Consider the following 17,182-nt stretch of genomic DNA (forward strand, 5'->3'; position numbering starts at 1 on the left):
CGGGACACGCCGAAGGACCCCCGAGCGTGCCCGTCTTCTCTCTGTACGAAGTGGTGGGCGTCCGGCGATGTTTGCCCCCGGGGTCTCGGGGCGTGTGTGGGTGTGTGGGTGTGTAGGTAGGTGGCGACCGGCCCGTCCCCCTCGGCTATGACTGCCTGCCTGTCGAGAGAGCCGGTTGAGGTCGGCCGTATCGGAGTATGCCGCCCGAGCGGGCCAGTCCGACACGGAGTTGCAGGTTCCGGGGAGCATGCGGTAGTGCCCGGAAGCTTCGTGTGTGGCTCGCATATGGCGCAGAGCCCCGCCGACGGCGCTTGTCTCGCTGTCACATGTCACAGTCATGCCGGTAACAGTGCCGCCTGCCGGTCCGGCGGATGGCCTCGTCCTCCCCGCACGCCCGCCTCAGACATGGGGAAGGCGTGCGGGGAGGACGGACGAGTTCCGCCGCGCCGGCAGTCACTGGCGTGACCGAGCCGTGCGCCGGCGTTGATTCGGTACGCGGCCGCGGGCCTGGCGCTCGCGGTGGCGCATCCATGCCAGCAGCACGTCGCGCTTGTGTTCGGACTCGTCGGGCATGAGGGACTGGGCCAACATGAGCAGGGCGGACACCGCGATACCGAGGGCCAACGCGATGGCCACCACCCACCAGGGGGCGTCCGCCATCGTGAGGGCGGTAACCATGGTTCCCGCGCCGACCACCCCTCCTGTGACGCGTCGGCCCGCGCCGTTCCCTCGTGCCGAGAACGGCCTCTGCACCGGGGAATGCGGGTCGGAGTCTTGGCTGGTCCTGTTGTTGTTCATCGACCGCTCGCCTTCGCCGTGGTGAGGCGGCCGTACAGGGCATCGATCTCTCCGCGGGCGACCAGAGTCTTGGCGTGCGTACGCAGCCGGCGCATGTGTCCCTCGACGGCCCGGGACGTCATGCCCAGCTCGTCGGCGATTTCCTTCTGGGTCAACTTCTGCTGGTAGATGAGGCTGCAGATCGCGCGGGCCTCCCATTTGGCGTCCTGGAGGATCCGCTGGACGGTCCACCGGTAGATCACGGACTCGTCCGGCGGGAGGTTCCGCCCGAGGCGGTCGCCGTCGAGGACCGCGTTCGCGGTCATGGCGAGGTGGCGGCGGTGCCTGCTGGCCCACTTCTTGAACGTGTCACGGAAGGCGAACATGCAGGCCACGGTGAAGTAGGTGCGCATGCTGGCGCCCTTGTCGGGGTCCCAGTGGCCGGCCGGGAGGATGTCCTCGGTGAAGGTCTTCACGGCGTTCTGGACGGCGTCGTGGGTGACCTCGTCACGGGAGTCGCGATGCCGCTTCAGGGTCTCGATCTCGTCCCAGCGCGCGGGGATGGGGATGTTCCGCTCGCCGCACTTCTCCACGAGCGTGCCGTCGCTCATCCACGCGCGCAGGACCTTCCAGCCGTAGACCCACAGGTCCTGACGCAGCAGTTCCATCTCGTTGCCCACGAACTTCTGCTCTCGCAGGCGTTCGTACAGGGCGCGATCGGCGGCCAGTTGCTCGACGTTCCTGCGCTTGACGCGCTTGGTCGTCGGGGCGCTGCCGGGCTGCTGCGTCTCGTCGGGCAGCGCAATTTGATCTTGCATTGAGATACATACCTACTCTCGCACTAGATGTTGTATCGCGCTGCTCTATGGCGGGAGCATCAATTCATCCCACAAGATTGCTGATAATTCCGGGCGGCAATGTTGTTTGCGCAGGTCACGGCCGTGTTGGAGATTCCATCGCGGAGCGGGAGCGCGGCGGCCGACGGGCGGCGCGTGGGGGCTCGGATGCGCCCCGCGCGAGCAGGACTGATCGACGATGATCAGCAGGGCTGACGGCCCGGGGCGGTCATCACCTTCTACTCGTATAAGGGCGGGACCCGGCGGGAGGTGGCGCAGCGTCAGGCGGGCGCGGGGCGCGGGGGGAGCAGGCCTCTTCCTCTGCTCTGGCCGGCGGCCGCCCGATCCGTTCGCCGCGCGCGGGAGCCGCCGCCGGGCCGCCACGCTCGCCTGCAGCTGCGGGTACACCGCCACCGCCCGAGGGACCACGGACGTGGCCGAGCTCGTCACCGCCTACACCGATCACCGCAGCAGCTGCTGCGGCTGACGACCCGGCGGGCCGACCACCCCGGTGGCCGGCCCGCACGTCGTGCCCCGCCGTTGGTCTGTGCGGGCGCGAGGCCTCCCGGGACTGCGGGGTCCGTACTCCGGGTTTCGTTGGTAGGCGAGGTGATCGAGCGGGGCCGGACCGGTGCGACGGGTCCGGCCCCCAGTCGGGCGCTACCGGCGCCGGTACAGCGCCGTCCGGTCCGCCGCGTACGTGCCGTCCGGCAGGACTCCGTCGGTCAGCTCGAACCGCTCCGCGCCGCCGGGGCCGGTCCAGGTGACCACCGTCCCAGCCGGCCGGCTGCTCGGCAGGTGGACGGGCTGGCCGTCGGAGGCCCGGGCGCCCAGCAGCGTGTAGATGCGGACGCCGTTCGCGGCCGCCGGCGGGGCGACCGGGTCACCTCCGGCGGGACGGGCCGCCCGCCGCCGGAGCCGGCGTCCCAGGAAGCCGAGCACCAGGAGCGTGAGCCCGGCGAGGACGTCCGCCGCCCAGTTGCTGAACACGTTGGTCAACATCGTCTCTTGTCCTTCTTCTGCATGCCGATATCGAGGCGGAACGCGGCGAAGGCCCGGAGGGCTGATCACCGGACGGCACAGTGCGGGACCGCGGGCCAAGGCGCGCAAGTCCGGTGTGCACAGTGCCGTCCGCGCTCCACCCCTTCGCGGGGGAAGTCCCGTGTCCGACAGCAGGCAGCGGCGCAGCAACGTAGAGGGGTATCCCGTCTGGCTCTTGGTAAGTGCCGCTTACCGGGAGCCAGAATCGTGTCCGGTCAATGCCGCATGCGCCAGGCGCCGAACAGTCCGGCAACCGCGCCGATGATCACGGAGAAGCCGGCGTCCCCGACCACGAGGTACACCCCTGCGCACAGGCCCAGCAGGGCGACGAGGGCGATCAGGTCGAGCGCCCGCTGCCGGGCGGGCGTGCCATCAGAGGGCAGGGCCGGTGCGTCGGCGGGGCGGGGCAGGTCGGGGTCGGGGATCTGCGAGGTGGTGTCGATGTCCGTCATGGCACCAAGCAGACCGCCCCAGCCGCTCGAAGCCCCAGTGATCCGTACGAACTCGCATGCACCCGAACTCCGCAGGTCAGCCGCTGAACGGCACAACCGTTCAGGAATGTTCGGCGCAATCCGTGGACGTTCAGAACCAGGCCCCTCTAGCGTTGCGTTAGTACAGCAAGAGGAGATTTGGTGACGCTCAGCAGCCCAGAAGTGGATCCGGAGGACGCAGCTGCCATCGCGGCCTGCAACGAGGCGCTGCTCAACTTCACCACCGAGCTGAACCGCCTGCATATCGCCTTCGGCGCACCGTCGTACGCCACGCTCGTCGAAGCATCGGCCCATCCCAAACTGACCAAGGCCGGCATCAACGAGGTACTGTCCGGCAAGCGCCTCCCCTCGCTAGAAGTGCTTCTGGAGTTCGTCCGGGTCGTCAGCAACCCACGCGCACTCCCCGATGGCGTGCCCGCGACCCATCGGGCCCGCCCCGAACTCGTCAGCCCCTGGCGGAGCCGATGGCAGGAGGTCAAACTCCTGCAGCGGCAGGCACAAGACCCCTGGAAACACCTGCGTACCAGCGTGCAGGACACCCTCGACCAGGCCCGCAACGAAGCGGAGACCACCCGTACCGAGGCCCACGAGGAGGCACAACGAATCCTAGAGCAAGCGCGGGTTGACGCCGAGGAGTGGTGCGAGGCACGGAAAGCAGAGACAGAGCTGCTGCTGGCAGACCACAAAGCGAAGCTTGAGGAAGTGCGCCGGGACCTGACAGCGGCCAAAGCCGAGGCCGAGCGGGTGCGGTCCCAGGCCCGCCGCGCCGCCGCCGAAATCGTCGCCAAGGCCTCCGCGGAGGCCGAGCAGATCAAAACCGCGGCCGAAGACAAAGCCGAGCGAATCATCAATGAGGCTCGGAAGAAGGCAGGACTGCCATACGTAACGACGGAGGAGGTCCGTTGGGACGAACTGCCGCTGGAAATCCGTCGTCGATATGAACGGCCTGGTGAGTGATCGACCCGCTCCTGCGCACATATCCGGAGTCCATGCTGAGATGGAAGCAGTTGAAGCGCCGCCTACGATGACCGCGTGACAGCCGCCCGCCGCATCCTTGGCACTGGCCCCGAGGCCCCGCACCACATCCGCGCCGCCCAGGCCGATCTGCTCGACTTCCTGCCCGGAGTCGGTCTCCCCGACCTGGACGAGCTGCGGGCTCGCGGCGTACTCGCCCCTCACTCCGCCGCCGTCCCTGCTCCGCGACGAACCCTCGGAGCCGGCGTCCGCGCCGACGAGGACGAGGCTCCCCACCCCACCGCCTGACGCGCCCTCACCATCGACCGTCGAGGGCCCGATAGGGTCCCCTCGGCGTCACAGTTATGCCGGTAAGGTTGACCCCTTAGCTACCAGGTGGAAGGCAGGCTTAGTCCGACTGGCAAAGGAGACCCGCTCCACTGCAGGCCATCCGGAGCCGCACCTAAAGCACGCGAGAAGTCGACCGTGCCGCCGGTGAACCTCGCGAGGTCGAAGTCGGCCGTGCCGTCGGCGAACTCCGCGGCGTTGAAGTCGACCGTGCCGCCGGTGAACTCCGCGCCGGCGAAGTCGACCGTGCCGCCGATGAACCTCACGCGGTCGAAGTCGACCGTGCCGCCGGTGAACCTCGCGCTTATGAAGCTGACCCTGCCGCCGGTGACCTTGGCGCCGGCGAAGTCGACCGTGCCGCCGGTGAACCTCACGCGGTCGAAGCTGACCGTGCCGCCGGTGAACTCCGCGCAAACGAAGCCAACCCTGCCGCCGGTGAACCCCGCCCTTCTGAAGTCGACCGTGCCGCCGGTGAACTTGGCACCGGTGAAGTAGAACCTGCCGCCGGCGAACTCCGCGGCGTTGAAGTCGACCCTGCCGCCGGTGACCTTGGCGCCGGCGAAGTCGACCGTGCCGTCGGCGAACTCCGCGGCGTCGAAGTCGACCGTGCCGCCGGTGAACCTCGCGTAGCTGAAGCTGACCGTGCCGCCGGTGAACCTCGCGCTGCTGAAGCTGACCGTGCCGCCGGTGAACTTGGCGCCGACGAAGCTGACCGTGCCGCCGGTGAACCTCGCGCTGCTGAAGCTGACCGTGCCGCCGGTGAACTTGGCGCCGACGAAGCTGACCGTGCCGCCGATGAACTCCGCGGCGTTGAAGTCGACCCTGCCGCCGGTGAACTCCGCGTCGGCGAAGTCCCCGCCGTCGAACACGCCGCCCGTGAAGTCGAAGTCGTGCCCCTGCCAGGAGTGCGGGTGCTCGGGGCCCAGGCGCAGGTGGTCGCGAATGAGCCGGATGACCGTGTGCCGGACCTCCCGCAGCGCCAGATAGGCATGCCAGGCGTTTGCGTCGCCGGCTGGCAGTTCGGACTCCGCGGCGTAGGGCAGGCGCAGGTAGGCACACAGCACGTCGATGCAGGTCTGGCGGAGTTCCCGGGTGGGGGCGTCGTCGGCGAGTCCCGCCAGGGCATGCACACCGCCGAGGCGGACTGCGGCGGAGTCGTCGCCGAGCTGGGAGACGGCCGTGGTGAAGCGCTCGGTGTGCAGGCGGGTCGCCTCGCGCAGTGCACCGTCCTCGTCGACCCGCTGGCGCCGGTAGGCAACGACCAGGGCGACCAGGGCGCCTGCCCCGGCGACCACGCCGAAGGAGAGCTTCACCAGGTCGAAGAGCGTCTTGGAGTCGATGCGGTGCTCGGGCTTGAGTGCCTGGGCGCCGAGCAGGTCCCACCCGGCAAAGAACACCGCGGCGGCGACGACGAGCGCGGTGACGAAGGCCAGGGGGAGGACGATCCAGACGTGCCACAGGCGCAGGCTGCGCCGTTCTGCCTGGCGCCGAGGCAGGGAGAGTCTCACGATCGACAGGACGGCCCGCCCCCCTCCGCCGGTTGCGACTAGGTTCGGCGACCGCGGACGCGCAGCGGCACGGCACTTGATGGACTCTGGATAGGAGTCCACTCGCACCGCTCCGGTTCGTTCGGCGTCGGAGCCCTGCCGATAAGTGTGTCCCCGCCGAGCTTCGACATGTACGCCAGCCTTTCCGCGGGCGGCAGCCCCTCCGCCCGCCGCCTGCGGTCGTGCGCCGGGGTCACAACTTGAGGTAGACGAGCATGGCGCCGAACACCGCCACGACCACGGTCACGGCCGGGATGAGCGCCGGATGCGCCACCACCAACATTCCAGCAACGACGGCGGTGAGGGCGGCGATGGCTATGGTGTTGCGCTCGTTGGGCATGGGTGCTCCTGGATGGTCGGTCGGAAGATAAGGCCTCCCCTGGGGCACAGGTGAGGGGTGACCCGACCATGGAGGGGCCGGGGACTAGCCGCGCAAGTCGCCGCTGCGGCGGCCGTCGGCTGGAGTGCGGGTGGCCGGGTCTTCGCGGGTGGTCGCGTCGGAACCGCCGCGGCCGCCCTGCTGAGCGCCGCCGGGCTGGGTGAGGACAGCGGACTGGCTCCCCTCATCGCGGCCAATGGGCAGTGGGCCGGGCGGACGTCCTCTGCTCAGGCCCGCGTCGCCGCGTTGCCGGTGGCCGCCGCCCGGGCGGTGTACAGAGTGCCGAGCCGCTTGAGCTTGCGGCGCACCCGCTCTCCGTGAGCCGTCGACAGACCGGCGTTCAGTGCCGTTCGAGCCCAACTCTCGCCGCTGGCCGCCCAGGCCCGGGCGAGCCCGGCCTCGTCCGGGGCCAGTGTGCGCAACACCGCGAGCAGGCGGCTGTCGGCCAGCTCGGCGGCGAGCGTCGCGTCCTCTGGGGTGTGCTCCTCGGTGAGCAAGTCCTGCACCGTCAGGCCCGGGCTGAGCGGCTGGCCGAGCAAGGCGGTGCGCTTGCCACGCACCCGACGTTCCCACAGCGGTTGCAGTGCTCGGTGCTCGCTGCGCGCGTGCCGGTCCAGCAGCGCTTGGACGTAGTCGTCGGTGGCCAGCCCCCGGCCGAGCGCCTCCACCCAGTCCCCCAGCAGGGCCGCCTCCACCGCCTCGCGCCACGCTGCCGGGTGGGACAGGCCCAGCCAGTTGCGGCTAAAGGCGTCGACGGCCTCAGCGTCGCCCTCGATGGCGGCGTTGCGGGCTGTCAGGGCGGCGCAGAGCGCGACTCGGGCTGGCGCGGACGGCGTCTCGGGGAGGGTGGCGACCATCAGGAGCAAGAGCGCAACGATGCCGAGCGTGGTTCTACCAGCGTCTGGTCGTTCTCCTCTCGTGGTCGCGTCGAGGCCGACTGGCAGCAAGACGCCCAGGAGTTCGTAGACCGTCATGGTCCCAGGGAGCTCTCGGCCCGGTGCCTCCCCGACCGACATGCGGACCTCGATCTCAGGCAAGGCCTCGCCGCGCGCCACGCAGACAAAGCTGCGGGAGGACAGCCGCGGCGGGCCGCTAGTGGCCCGGCCCGGCTCGGGCAGCAGCAGTGCCGTGCACCCCCGACTGCTCGCCGTGGGGCGGCGGGAGGCCGGGCGGGGCGGGGCGCCGACGCGCGTCATGGCAGTACTCCTTGGTGGGACTGAGCAAAAGGGTCCGTCACCTCTAGGCGCGGTACGGCCGGGAACCGGCAAAGAATCTTGCTGATTCGCCTGTGGCGCTGATCACATCAGCGGTATCGACGCGAGGCCGGGGCGCCTTCGTCTGTGACGCGCAAGATCAGCACGGAGCGGGCAGCGCCGCCGGTGCATCGCTCGGCACCAACGAGTCGCGGCCCGCCGCCAGCTCCGGCACGTACTTGTACAGCGTCGTACGGGATACCCCGAGTAGCTTCGCGATCGAGGTGATGGTGTTCTCCGGCTGCGCGAGCAGCGCGCGGGCATGCCGGATCTGTTCCTCCGTCATGGCCGGCGGCCGCCCGATGCGCTCGCCGCGGGCCCGGGCCGCCGCCAGGCCCTCGTGGGTGCCCTGCACGATCAGCTCGCGGATGAACTCCGCGAGCGCGGCGAACACGTGGAAGACCAGGCGGCCGCCCGGTGTCGTGGTGTCCAGCGCCTCGTGGAGCGACTGGAAGCCGACGCCGCGCTTGCGCAGGGCGGAGACGATGGAGATCAGGTCTTGGATCGAGCGGCCCAGCCGGTCGAGGGAGGGCACCACCAGGGTGTCGCCGGGCCGAAGGTAGTCGAGGCACTTCCACAGTTCCTCGCGCTCCGCGTTCTTGCCGGACTTCTTGTCGGCGAAGACGCGTACGCAGTCGGCCGCGTTCAGGGCCGCGATCTGCCGATCGAGAAGCTGCCCCTTCGTGGACACGCGCGCATACCCGACGCGGGCTCCGGAGGAGTTGGAGGGGAAGGTGTCCAGCGGGCTGTCGGCGTCCGCCCACTCGGCGGGAGTCGTCGTCAGCCTCCGATCGGGCGGGCACCTCCCGCCTCACCCCTTAAGTGAGTCGCTGGGGCCAGGAAGACAGGAAACCCACCAGAAGTCGGCCACGGTGGGCGGTTTACGTGGCCCGCGCGCTGCCGTCTGCGGCGGCTCGGTTGTGACGGAGGACAGGCTGGCAGCGGAGTGGGTGGGGGAGGGGCGCCGGGTCGTGTGCCGTCGAGCCGGCCGGAGCTGGGCCGCCCGCCGTACTCCCGCCGTCGCGAATGCGGGCGCGTGAGGAGACCGCACCACCGGCCGTGGTCGAGGGGGAGCGGCTGCTGCCGCGATGTGGCCGGGCCCGTCGTGGGCGCTCCGCTCAGCGCGGCGCCGTCGTGGTGACCGGTCCGGCGAACCGTTCGCGGGGGCACGGCCGGGCGCTTCCTCCTTTCGCCCCTCAGATGAGGTCCCGTTCATGGAACCGGCCCCCGCCAGTCGCCGATTGACGACTGGCCCCAGACGCCGGAAACGGGCCCTCAGATCGGGGCCCGTTCTATAATTTCCGCAGGTCAGGAGGGTAACAGTCGCGGCGGACTGTTACCCGGGCGTTCGTGGGAGAGCTCGCCGTCGACCCGGAGTTGGGGACGTGCGCGCCGGGGTGTCGTCGCGGTCGAGGCGGACCGAGGCGGGCCCCTCGGTCGGCTGGACGTCGAGGACCAGGCGGAGCCCGCCACCGCGGTGTGACAGCCGCGTCGGTTCACCCGCCCGCAGCGCGGTGCACGCCTGCAGGAGCGGCAGCAGGATGTCCACCACCCGCTCGCCCCGCTCGCGGTCGTCCGTCATGACCCTGATCTGCACCATGGTGTGCTCCCTTCAGCTGACGAGCGCGGCCGCCCGCGCTGTCGGGACTCCCGCGAGTTCCTTCTGCGCGGTCCATCATCTTCTGACCTGCGGCACTGGTGAGCGGGGGTTCACTCGATCGCATGGAGACTTCGATGTTCCGTCGAGATTCCTGACGTTCTGCCGCTATCTATGACGCATGGTCGTTCGCAGTGAGCTGAGGCGTTGATGACGCTCGCGGTCGTCCGGTCGATCGGTACGCCGCGGCGGCTGACGACGGCGCAGGAGTAGGAGGACTTCGAGCAGGAGCTGGTCGACCAGTTCCTGCTCGCCGGGGTCGGCGCCGGGATGGCGGACAGTTCGGTCGCCGACGACCGGCGGGCGATCTTCGAGTACGCGCGGTTCCTCAGCCGGCCGGTATGGACAAGCGGTCCGGAAGACGCTGACCGCTTCCTCGCGGACCAGCGCAAGGTCAAGCGGCTCGCGCACAGCACGGTCCAGAGCAAGGCGTGGACGCTCGCGCAGTTCTTCGACTTCCTGATCGCGCGCTACCAGGGCGACATCCACGCGCTGACCGGTCACGTGCTGGTGCAGCCGATCGACGAGTTCAACCGGCCGGCCAAGAGCGAGTACGGGACGAAGCGCATCCCGCCCTCCGAGGCGGAGGTGGACCAGCTGTTCAACGGGTGGCGGGAGTCGTTGGGGAGCGCGAGGAAGTTCCTGCCTGCGGCCCGTGACTACATGGTCGCCTCGCTGTGGCGGCGGGTCGGGACGCGCATGACCGAGACGCTCAAGCTGGACATCCGGGACTGGCGGCCGGATCTGGGCGATTTCGGGAAGCTGCACGTCCGGCACGGCAAGGGCAGTCGCGGGCGCGGGCCGAAGGGCCGTCTGGTGCCGGCCATTAACTCGACGGACGCGCTGATGGACTGGTGGCTCGGCGACGTACGGCACCAGTTCGGCGACGACTACGCCAACCCCGACGCCCCGATGTTCCCGAGCGAGCGCCGTGACCCGCTGACCGGGTTCTGCCTCCGGGCTGGTGACGACGCGCTGCGGTCGGGCCTGAAGGGCGCGGTCGCGATCTTCCTGCCCCCGTGGTCCGGACGGCTGACGCCACACGTCCTACGGCATTTCTGCGCGTCCTCGCTTTACCTGCAAGGCGTCGATCTGAAGGCGGTCCATGAGCTTTTGGGCCACGAATGGCTGTCCACTACGACCCGGTACATCCACGTACACGAGAACCACATCGAGCAGACGTGGGCGACGGCGAACCAGCGGGTCTCGACCCGGCTGGGCCTGGGCTGAGGAAGAGGATATGCGCTGGAACTTGCGGATGAAGGCTGCCGAGCGGGGGATCTGGAAGTCCACCGAGATGCGCCGACGCCTGGCGGAGGCTGGGCTGGAGATCAGCACGGGCAAGATGTCGGCGCTGTGGACGGGAACGCCGACGACGGTTCGGCTCGATGACCTGGACATCATCTGCCTGGTGTTGCAGTGCACCACAGCGGATCTGCTGGTGCACGAGCCGGAGGTGGCAGCGGCCAGAAGGCCGCAGGCCGAGCCTCAAGCAGCCACCGGGTCCTCGTCGGTGCTACCGCGACTGGGCCGCGGCCGGACCCTTCCACCGATCTGATGGCGCCGCCGAGGACCTGCCCGCGGTGCCGCCAGCGGCCCGTGTCCAGCCAGGGCGCGAAGTACTGCCACCGCTGCCGACCGCAGCCGTGCGACCCGCCGCCGTGCCGTCAGTGCGGGTCGACCGAGGACTACTGGACGGCGTTCAAGTGCCGTAACTGTTACCGGGGTTCGTCAGCCGAGCGCCCGGCATCCTGCCCGGACTGCTTCGCCTGGGGAATGCTGCGGCGCTACGGCCGGATGTGTGTGGGGTGCCGGGCCTGGCGTCGGCTCTACCCGGTCACCGGCCCCTGCCGGATCTGCGGACGTGACCTGCACCTGGGCGAGAGCGGCGCGTGCCGTTTGTGTATGAAGCAGGCTCAGATGCTGCGGCCCCGCCGCCGGGCCCTGGACCTGGAAGGGGCGAACCGGCACGGGCAGCAGCTGTACTTCGCGGACGCGGAACGGCGCCTGCAACTGCTGCACCCGAAGGGGTCACGGCGTCGGCCCGAGCTGGCTCCACAGCTTCCGCCCCCGCTGGTGCCAGCAGAACACCAGCAGCTCGTCCCCCTCGTCCGGCCGGGACCTGCGGCGGGGACAAGAACGGGGCTTCCCCGACGTGGACGCGCCCGAGGTTGCAGCGGCGCTGAAGGCCGCAGTCGACGACTACGCGCAACGCCACGAGCTGGGGTACTACACCGCCTACGGCCTGGACCGCGGGCTGCGTGTCCTGCTGAGCATCCAGGAGACACCCGGCGCCCGGTTCCGGGCGTCCGACGTGCTGTTGCTGCGTGACCTGCTCCTGCCAGCCCGACCTCTGCTGAAGCTGCTGGCTCAGCTCGGCATGCTGGACGACGACCGCACCCCCGGCGTCGTCTCCTGGTTCCGCGAGCGCACCGCCGGCCTTCCCGAACCGATGCTCGGGGAGCTCACCACCTGGTTCGAACTGAAGCTGTCCGGCAGCACCACCGCACCACGCGTCAAGGCGCGACCGCCCCGGTGGACTCAGCGGATGGTGACGCACGCTCTCCCCGCCCTGCGAACCTGGGCGGACCAGGGCAAGGACTCGCTCCGGTCCATCACCCGTGCCGACATCCTCGCTGTCCTGCCCGACAGCGGCACCCCGCGCGTCGACATGCTCCAGGGCCTACGGCACATCCTGCGGCCGCTGAAGAACCGGCGGATCATCTTCACCGACCCCACCGCCCGGATCTTCTGCGGCATGCCGACCCCCACCATTCCCCTGCCCGTCGAGGTCGACGCCCTCCGGGAAGTCCTCCACGACCAGGAGACGCCGCGAGCCGCCCTGGCCTCCCTGGTCATCTTCCACGCGCTCACCTCTGGGCAGCTGCGCAGCCTGAAGACCACTGACCTGCGCGACGGACGCATGTTCTTGCCCCACCGGACTGTCCTGCTCGCCGAGCCCGTACGTACCCGCGTGGCGGCCTACCTGGACTACCGAAACCACCGGTGGCCCCGTACTGCCAACCCTCACCTGTTCGTCTCCCAGACCACCGGCTGCGGCGTCGAGCCGGTCAGCAACGTCTGGATCAACGATGTGCTCGGCATGTCCGCCCGCCGGCTCCGCGAGGACCGCCTCCTCCACGAGGCCGAGGCCACCGGCGGCGACCCCCGCCGCATCTGTGACTTGTTCGGCTTGTCCGTCGGTGCCGCCCTGCGCTACACCGGCACCGTCGACCAACCCGGCCTCATTGAACACAGCCTCCGCAACGCGGGATCAGCACCCCGACCAGGGCCAGAGTAGGAACGGACCAGGTGATCGTTCTGCGGGCCGAACGCCGCAGCCCCGCAGTGGCGCGGGCAGTCTGGACTACGCGTCGGCCTCAGGCACGGGCCTGGGCCCGTGCCCGTCGTCTTGGTTGGGCTCTTGGTGTTGGTCTCGGAACGGGAAGTTCGGGGTCGCACGCTAGCGACTCGTCCACCAGGCAGCTCCAGTGCCACTGGCCGTAGTTATCAGCGTGATCAGCCAAGTGGGAACACGCTGAACGGTCAAATGCAGTCCACCCCAGCGGAGTTCGAATTTCGGATGCTGCTCGCATGTGTCAACTCGTCGGCTCATGCTTACTGTTTTAGATGAACTTTTCGAATTGCCACAATACGGACATCTCTTGCGCCAGGCGCTGATCGCAGCCGCCTGTCACTCGTCCCGATTTGCGGCCTCATGACCCTCGGTTCGGCGGGCCCGGACGAACCCGAGCCCGCTTCGGTACCGTTCTGGAAGCACCACCCGCGAGTTCGGCTACGAGCCCCCTTCGGAAAACTCGAACCCACGGCCTTTAGTCAGAAACTCCACCGGCACGAGGCGGACCGTAGCCGGAGCCGACACCCGCCCGACGGTCTTTCCGCGAACCTCAGCGAAGTCCCGGACGGCGTGCTAGCCGACCAAGATCAATCTCACCGGGATTTCCTGTACGCCAACTACTCACACCCGCATATGGACGGAGTGGCCGCCCGAGGCGTTACACCTGGGGCGCGGGAGGTTCGGAGAACGCAGGAACCCCCGCGCTGGGGCGGGGGTTCCGTAGCCGTGCGGGCGCCGGTCAGCGCTGGGCTTGCCGGTGCCCGTTCCAGGCTTCCGCGGCGAGCTGCATGGGTCTCGCCCAGTCGTCTTCACTCTGCTCGGCGATCGAGTCCCAGACGCGCTGCTGGACCCGGGCGAGGACGTCGAGGCCTTCGGCCGGGGCGAGCTTCCACGCCGGGTGAGCAGCGGCGACGCTCTCCGCCTGCTCGGCGGTGTGGCCGAGGGCCATGAGCCAGAGCGCCCACAGCGCCGGGTCGATCCACGCGGCTCCCAGGGAGGCCCATCCCCAGTCCACGAGCAGGGCGCCGTGGTCGGTGATGAGGACGTTGTGTGGGTTCCACTCGGTGTGCAGCAGGCTGTTCCCGGCGAACCAGGACAGCTCTGCCGGGTCGTCCACGAACGTCCGCAGCCGGTGCGGCATCGTCTTCAGCTCGAAGCCGGGCGCGGGGACGTCGGCGAGCCGGATCATGGTGGCCATGACGGTGGGCAGGTCGGGGGAGCCGGGCGTGTAGTCGGCGTGGCCGCCTTCCACGTACTCGAAGCCCAGGAGGCTCCAGCCGCCTTCTTCGACGTGCCACAGCAACTGTGGGGCGATGCCGCGGACGATCGGGCCGATCTGAGCTTCCCGCTTCTGGGTCCACACCCGCGGGTGATCCAGGGGCAGGCCCTTGACGAACAGCGTGCGCTCCGTGGTGCGGACGCGGGCGGCGATGGCGCTGTTCAGGCCCGCGTTGATGGCGCCGACGTCGGCCACGGGGCCGCTGACCTTTTCGATCAGCCGCCGTACGGTGTCCGGAAGCTGGGTCAGGCGCTCGGTGGGCAATGGACTCTCCTGTTGCGGTCGGGGCGCCGGGGCCGCGCACGGGCGCGGCCCCGGCAGTCAGTTCTACTGGTAGGGGTTGTCGTCGTTGCAGCCGGGCACGGTGCCCGGGGTGAGCGTGTCGACGTCGCCGATCAGGGTGACGTCCTCCGGGTCCTGGACGACGAGCTCCGGTTTGCGGGTCAGCTCGACCATGACAGCGGGCATGGGACTACCTCATTCCGTGTTGGCAGTAGTTTGCGAGTGGTGCCTTCGCCTCCTGGAAGACCTTCGCCATCGGCCTGCACACCCGGCACGTGCCGGACAGCTTGCAGCCGCTGCATCCTCCGGTGCGAAGCATGAGGGACTCGGCGATGGGGCCGAGCCGGGCCAGACCTTCCACGCCTTCGGCGATCAGGTCGATGTTCGGTTCGCGGCCGACCTTGCAGATCGAGGCCCGCCCGAACGGGTCGGAGTGGAAGAACGTCACGCCGGCCGGGCAGCCGGTGAACGGCTTCCGGTGGGTGAGGTACTCGGGCGACTGCTGCGGCAGAGGCTCAGCAGTGCCGTGGATCGTCGGCGAGATGTTCGCGTACTCGCGGAACCGAACACCGAGCCGGCGCGCCCATTCGCGCATCGCCTCCGCCTCGTGCGCGTTCTCCCGAATGATGATCAAGCTGAGGTCGACGTTCAGCCCCGCGGCGACGGCGCCCTGCAGACCGGCCGAGAACCGTTCGAACGCACCCCGGTTGCGGGTGACGGCGTCGTACGTAGCGGCGGTCGCGCCGTACACGCTCAGCGTCAGCTTGGTCGGCGGGTAGGTGCGCAGCAGGTTCAGGATGTGGTCCTTGTGCAGCCGGGACCCGTTCGACAAGATCTCCACCTGCATGCCGAGCTCGTGCGAGAGCCGGTACGCCTCGGGGAAGTCGGGGTCGATCAGCGGTTCCCCGCCGGTGATCTGCAGCCAGATCACGCCCGCATCACGCATGACGGCCAGAAGCTGGCGCTTGCCGTCCATGTCCAGGCCCTCGAAGCGCTTCTTGCCGAGGTAGCACATGGGGCAGTCGTAGTCACAGCCGAGGTTGATCTCCCACGTGGCCCGGCTGAACTCGTACGGCCCGGCCTGGCGCAGCAGCAGGACATCGCCGACCCGGCGGCCAACCAGGTCCACGTTCCACTGCTCCCGCACCGGGCCGGTGAGCCACGCGGGCATTACGTCGGGCCCGGCCGCCAGGGCGCGCAGTTCCTCGAACCGGGCCCGGGGCAGCTGCACGGCCTTGGCGCTGCCCGGGCGCAGGATCAGGCGCCGCTCGCCTAACGGTGTCGCAAGGAGCTCGTGCACGTCATGTTCCCTCTCTCGTGGGACCCGGCGCCGGGCCGCTACGGGGGTGAAGCGGCCCGACACCGGGCGTTGGAGCCTGCTCCTCACCAGCGCCCCGATTGCGGCGGCGAGGAACAGGTGTCAAGGGGTGGGCTCGCGCAGTGCAGGCAGGTAGGCGAGGAACACGCCGCGTTCCCGCAGGTGCTCCAGCATGCGCGCGTAGGAGTCGTCATCGGTGGTGATGGCCGGGCGGGCGATGGCGAGGATGCCGTGGGCATAGCCCTGAGCCGCGTACCTGCAAGCCGCTGTGAAGCCGGGCCGCTGGACGAGGGGGAGTGGCTGCCCCACGTCGGCGAACGAACTGCGGGCGACCTGCCAGCCCATCTCTGCCGCGTACCCGGCGACCTGTTCGAGGTCCGCACGCCGCTCGGCGCCGGGCTGCGCGAGCACGTACGGAGCGACACGCGGCGTGCGGTTCTGGCGGGCTGCAGCGGCGAGGATCTGGCCCATGTACTCCCGGCGCAGCACTGCAAGCCTGGCGGCCCGGGCCGGAGGCCTGAGAGGCGTCAACATCGCAGTCCTTGGAGGTCGTGGCCGCGTGCGGCGCGAGCTCGGGGAGGTGTAAGCCTGCGCCGCACGCGGAGATCAGGAGATCGAGCTGAGCATGGAACCGAGGAGCGTTTCGTGCGGCGCGGGGCCCGGGCGGAACTGGTCCAGGAGTTGGCGCAGCGCCGTGGGCGGGACGAGCCGGTCATTGCGGCAGGGGCGCAGCCAGTACGGGCCGGGCGGTTCCGTCGTCGTCATCGCCGGCAGAGCGATGTGGTGCGGCCGGCCGAGGCACAGGGCGTGGCGGTGCGCCGCCCACCGCTCGCTGGTGCCGGGCGGGACGAGCCAGATGAGCCACGACCGCTGGGGATCCTGGATGACCGGCCCGCACGCGTCGGGCTGGTCCGGGCTGGTCTGCTGGATGCCGTCCAGGACCTTGATAGCGGCGTAGGCCTGCGGGCCGCTGGCCGTGACCACGATGTCGAAGAAGTGGCCGCCGAGCGGGAGCTGCAGCACGCGCTGCTGCTGCAGGTCCATCAGGCTGCGCAAACGGGCGGTCAGGTCGGCCATGTCGGGAGCGATGTGCCGCGGGTCGACGGTCATGCTGGTCTGGATGAAGCCGACCGGGGGCGCGTCCGGCAGCCTCCGGTTCGGGTCGACGTCGCGGCGGTCCAGCTGCTCGGTGGCGCTCACGCCGCCTCCTTCCCGACGGCCGGCATGACGACCGTGACCGTCTTGCCCACCAGCCGCCCGTCATCGTCCTTCTGCACGTCCCACGACAGGCGGCCGCCGTACTGCTGCACCCACCACAGGCCTCGGCCATGCGGGTGGGAGCCGGAGGTGATGGCGTCGAAACCGGGGAAGGTGGGATCGGACCGCGATGCCCTGCTTCTTGGCCCACATGATGAAGTCGGCGACCACGAGGAAGTAGCCCGGGAAGCCCATCGAGATGATGGTGTCCATCTCGTAGTCGGCCTGGTTCTGCCGGTCCTCGGGGATCCCGCCCGGGTAGCGGCGCTCCATGCCGCGGCGGACCTCCTCCTTGAACCAGGTGACCTCGGTGTAGCCCTCGGGGATGTCGAACTTGGGCATGAGGTCGCGCTTCTCGAACATGCCGGTGGTGTCCACCATCTCGGCGACGAGGAGCGTGTTGGC

At 69.7% G+C, this 17,182-nt stretch carries 19 protein-coding genes and 1 pseudogene; 5 read left to right on the plus strand and 15 right to left on the minus strand.

From position 1 onward, the window contains the following. Positions 1-453: 453 nt before the first annotated feature. From ABZ923_RS29235 to ABZ923_RS29250, 4 genes are all read right to left on the minus strand, one after another. Positions 454-798, minus strand: coding sequence for a hypothetical protein (locus tag ABZ923_RS29235; RefSeq protein ID WP_361477216.1), 345 nt, complete (start codon positions 796-798; stop codon positions 454-456). Beyond that, positions 795-1,595, minus strand: coding sequence for a hypothetical protein (locus tag ABZ923_RS29240; RefSeq protein ID WP_361477219.1), 801 nt, complete (start codon positions 1,593-1,595; stop codon positions 795-797). The genes ABZ923_RS29235 and ABZ923_RS29240 overlap by 4 nt, the downstream gene beginning before the upstream one ends. A gap of 678 nt (positions 1,596-2,273) precedes the next feature. Next, the gene (locus tag ABZ923_RS29245; protein WP_361477222.1) at positions 2,274-2,615 is read right to left on the minus strand and encodes a hypothetical protein; all 342 of its coding nucleotides are present in this window, start codon (positions 2,613-2,615) and stop codon (positions 2,274-2,276) included. A 254-nt stretch (positions 2,616-2,869) separates the two neighbouring features. Then, a complete protein-coding gene (locus ABZ923_RS29250; RefSeq protein ID WP_361477225.1) occupies positions 2,870-3,106 on the minus strand; it encodes a hypothetical protein in 237 nt (78 codons plus the stop codon). 180 nt (positions 3,107-3,286) lie between these two features. Between ABZ923_RS29250 and ABZ923_RS29255 the strand changes: the two genes are divergently transcribed. Next, entirely contained in the window at positions 3,287-4,102 is an 816-nt protein-coding gene (locus tag ABZ923_RS29255) for a hypothetical protein (RefSeq protein WP_361477227.1), read from the plus strand. A 75-nt stretch (positions 4,103-4,177) separates the two neighbouring features. Further along, positions 4,178-4,408, plus strand: a complete 231-nt coding sequence (locus ABZ923_RS29260) for a hypothetical protein (RefSeq protein ID WP_361477230.1) — start codon at positions 4,178-4,180, stop codon at positions 4,406-4,408. 80 nt (positions 4,409-4,488) lie between these two features. Here the strand turns inward: ABZ923_RS29260 and ABZ923_RS29265 are convergent, their stop codons facing one another. The 5 genes from ABZ923_RS29265 to ABZ923_RS29285 form a co-directional block, all read right to left on the minus strand. Further along, positions 4,489-5,955, minus strand: coding sequence for a pentapeptide repeat-containing protein (locus ABZ923_RS29265; RefSeq protein ID WP_361477233.1), 1,467 nt, complete (start codon positions 5,953-5,955; stop codon positions 4,489-4,491). A 232-nt stretch (positions 5,956-6,187) separates the two neighbouring features. Next, positions 6,188-6,334 carry a hypothetical protein gene (locus ABZ923_RS29270; protein WP_361477236.1) on the minus strand — a complete coding sequence of 49 codons (147 nt, stop codon included), beginning with the start codon at positions 6,332-6,334 and terminating at the stop codon, positions 6,188-6,190. 266 nt (positions 6,335-6,600) lie between these two features. After that, positions 6,601-7,347 (minus strand): hypothetical protein, encoded by a 747-nt coding sequence (locus ABZ923_RS29275; RefSeq protein WP_361477239.1) that lies wholly within the window; start codon positions 7,345-7,347, stop codon positions 6,601-6,603. Between the two features lie 379 nt (positions 7,348-7,726). After that, the gene (locus ABZ923_RS29280) at positions 7,727-8,410 is read right to left on the minus strand and encodes a recombinase family protein (protein ID WP_361477269.1); all 684 of its coding nucleotides are present in this window, start codon (positions 8,408-8,410) and stop codon (positions 7,727-7,729) included. 552 nt (positions 8,411-8,962) lie between these two features. Further along, complete coding sequence (locus ABZ923_RS29285; protein WP_361477242.1) at positions 8,963-9,226, minus strand: hypothetical protein; 264 nt, start codon at positions 9,224-9,226, stop codon at positions 8,963-8,965. A gap of 327 nt (positions 9,227-9,553) precedes the next feature. Between ABZ923_RS29285 and ABZ923_RS29290 the strand changes: the two genes are divergently transcribed. From ABZ923_RS29290 to ABZ923_RS29300, 3 genes are all read left to right on the plus strand, one after another. After that, positions 9,554-10,513, plus strand: a complete 960-nt coding sequence (locus ABZ923_RS29290; RefSeq protein ID WP_361477245.1) for a tyrosine-type recombinase/integrase — start codon at positions 9,554-9,556, stop codon at positions 10,511-10,513. Positions 10,514-10,523: 10 nt separating this feature from the next. Continuing rightward, entirely contained in the window at positions 10,524-10,841 is a 318-nt protein-coding gene (locus ABZ923_RS29295; RefSeq protein ID WP_361477248.1) for a helix-turn-helix transcriptional regulator, read from the plus strand. Between the two features lie 597 nt (positions 10,842-11,438). After that, on the plus strand, positions 11,439-12,584 hold the full coding sequence (locus ABZ923_RS29300; protein ID WP_361477251.1) for a hypothetical protein: 1,146 nt from the start codon (positions 11,439-11,441) through the stop codon (positions 12,582-12,584). Positions 12,585-13,380: 796 nt separating this feature from the next. On the opposite strand, the gene ABZ923_RS29305 is transcribed toward ABZ923_RS29300, so the two are convergent. From ABZ923_RS29305 to ABZ923_RS29330, 6 genes and pseudogenes are all read right to left on the minus strand, one after another. Then, positions 13,381-14,184 (minus strand): aminoglycoside phosphotransferase, encoded by an 804-nt coding sequence (locus ABZ923_RS29305; RefSeq protein ID WP_361477254.1) that lies wholly within the window; start codon positions 14,182-14,184, stop codon positions 13,381-13,383. 63 nt (positions 14,185-14,247) lie between these two features. Beyond that, positions 14,248-14,388 (minus strand): hypothetical protein, encoded by a 141-nt coding sequence (locus ABZ923_RS29310; RefSeq protein WP_361477257.1) that lies wholly within the window; start codon positions 14,386-14,388, stop codon positions 14,248-14,250. Positions 14,389-14,392: 4 nt separating this feature from the next. Then, positions 14,393-15,502 carry a radical SAM protein gene (locus ABZ923_RS29315; protein ID WP_361477260.1) on the minus strand — a complete coding sequence of 370 codons (1,110 nt, stop codon included), beginning with the start codon at positions 15,500-15,502 and terminating at the stop codon, positions 14,393-14,395. Between the two features lie 120 nt (positions 15,503-15,622). Beyond that, entirely contained in the window at positions 15,623-16,054 is a 432-nt protein-coding gene (locus ABZ923_RS29320) for a hypothetical protein (RefSeq protein ID WP_361477263.1), read from the minus strand. Between the two features lie 72 nt (positions 16,055-16,126). Then, positions 16,127-16,720: a hypothetical protein gene (locus ABZ923_RS29325; protein ID WP_361477266.1), complete on the minus strand. Its 594-nt coding sequence runs from the start codon at positions 16,718-16,720 to the stop codon at positions 16,127-16,129. 180 nt (positions 16,721-16,900) lie between these two features. After that, positions 16,901-17,182, minus strand: a pseudogene (locus ABZ923_RS29330) (DNA polymerase III subunit alpha); the annotation flags it as partial.

It is taken from the genome of Streptomyces sp. NPDC046881 (assembly GCF_040645015.1).
GTDB lineage: Bacteria > Actinomycetota > Actinomycetes > Streptomycetales > Streptomycetaceae > Streptomyces.

Excerpts from the sequence above, each read along its gene's own strand:
- ABZ923_RS29235 (WP_361477216.1), bottom strand. The coding sequence starts at position 798 with ATGAACAACAACAGGACCAGCCAAGACTCCGACCCGCATTCCCCGGTG.
- ABZ923_RS29240 (WP_361477219.1), bottom strand. The coding sequence starts at position 1,595 with ATGCAAGATCAAATTGCGCTGCCCGACGAGACGCAGCAGCCCGGCAGC.
- ABZ923_RS29245 (WP_361477222.1), bottom strand. The coding sequence starts at position 2,615 with ATGTTGACCAACGTGTTCAGCAACTGGGCGGCGGACGTCCTCGCCGGG.
- ABZ923_RS29250 (WP_361477225.1), bottom strand. The coding sequence starts at position 3,106 with ATGACGGACATCGACACCACCTCGCAGATCCCCGACCCCGACCTGCCC.
- ABZ923_RS29270 (WP_361477236.1), bottom strand. The coding sequence starts at position 6,334 with ATGCCCAACGAGCGCAACACCATAGCCATCGCCGCCCTCACCGCCGTC.
- ABZ923_RS29275 (WP_361477239.1), bottom strand. The coding sequence starts at position 7,347 with ATGACGGTCTACGAACTCCTGGGCGTCTTGCTGCCAGTCGGCCTCGAC.
- ABZ923_RS29285 (WP_361477242.1), bottom strand. The coding sequence starts at position 9,226 with ATGGTGCAGATCAGGGTCATGACGGACGACCGCGAGCGGGGCGAGCGG.
- ABZ923_RS29290 (WP_361477245.1), top strand. The coding sequence starts at position 9,554 with ATGGCGGACAGTTCGGTCGCCGACGACCGGCGGGCGATCTTCGAGTAC.
- ABZ923_RS29295 (WP_361477248.1), top strand. The coding sequence starts at position 10,524 with ATGCGCTGGAACTTGCGGATGAAGGCTGCCGAGCGGGGGATCTGGAAG.
- ABZ923_RS29310 (WP_361477257.1), bottom strand. The coding sequence starts at position 14,388 with ATGCCCGCTGTCATGGTCGAGCTGACCCGCAAACCGGAGCTCGTCGTC.
- ABZ923_RS29320 (WP_361477263.1), bottom strand. The coding sequence starts at position 16,054 with ATGTTGACGCCTCTCAGGCCTCCGGCCCGGGCCGCCAGGCTTGCAGTG.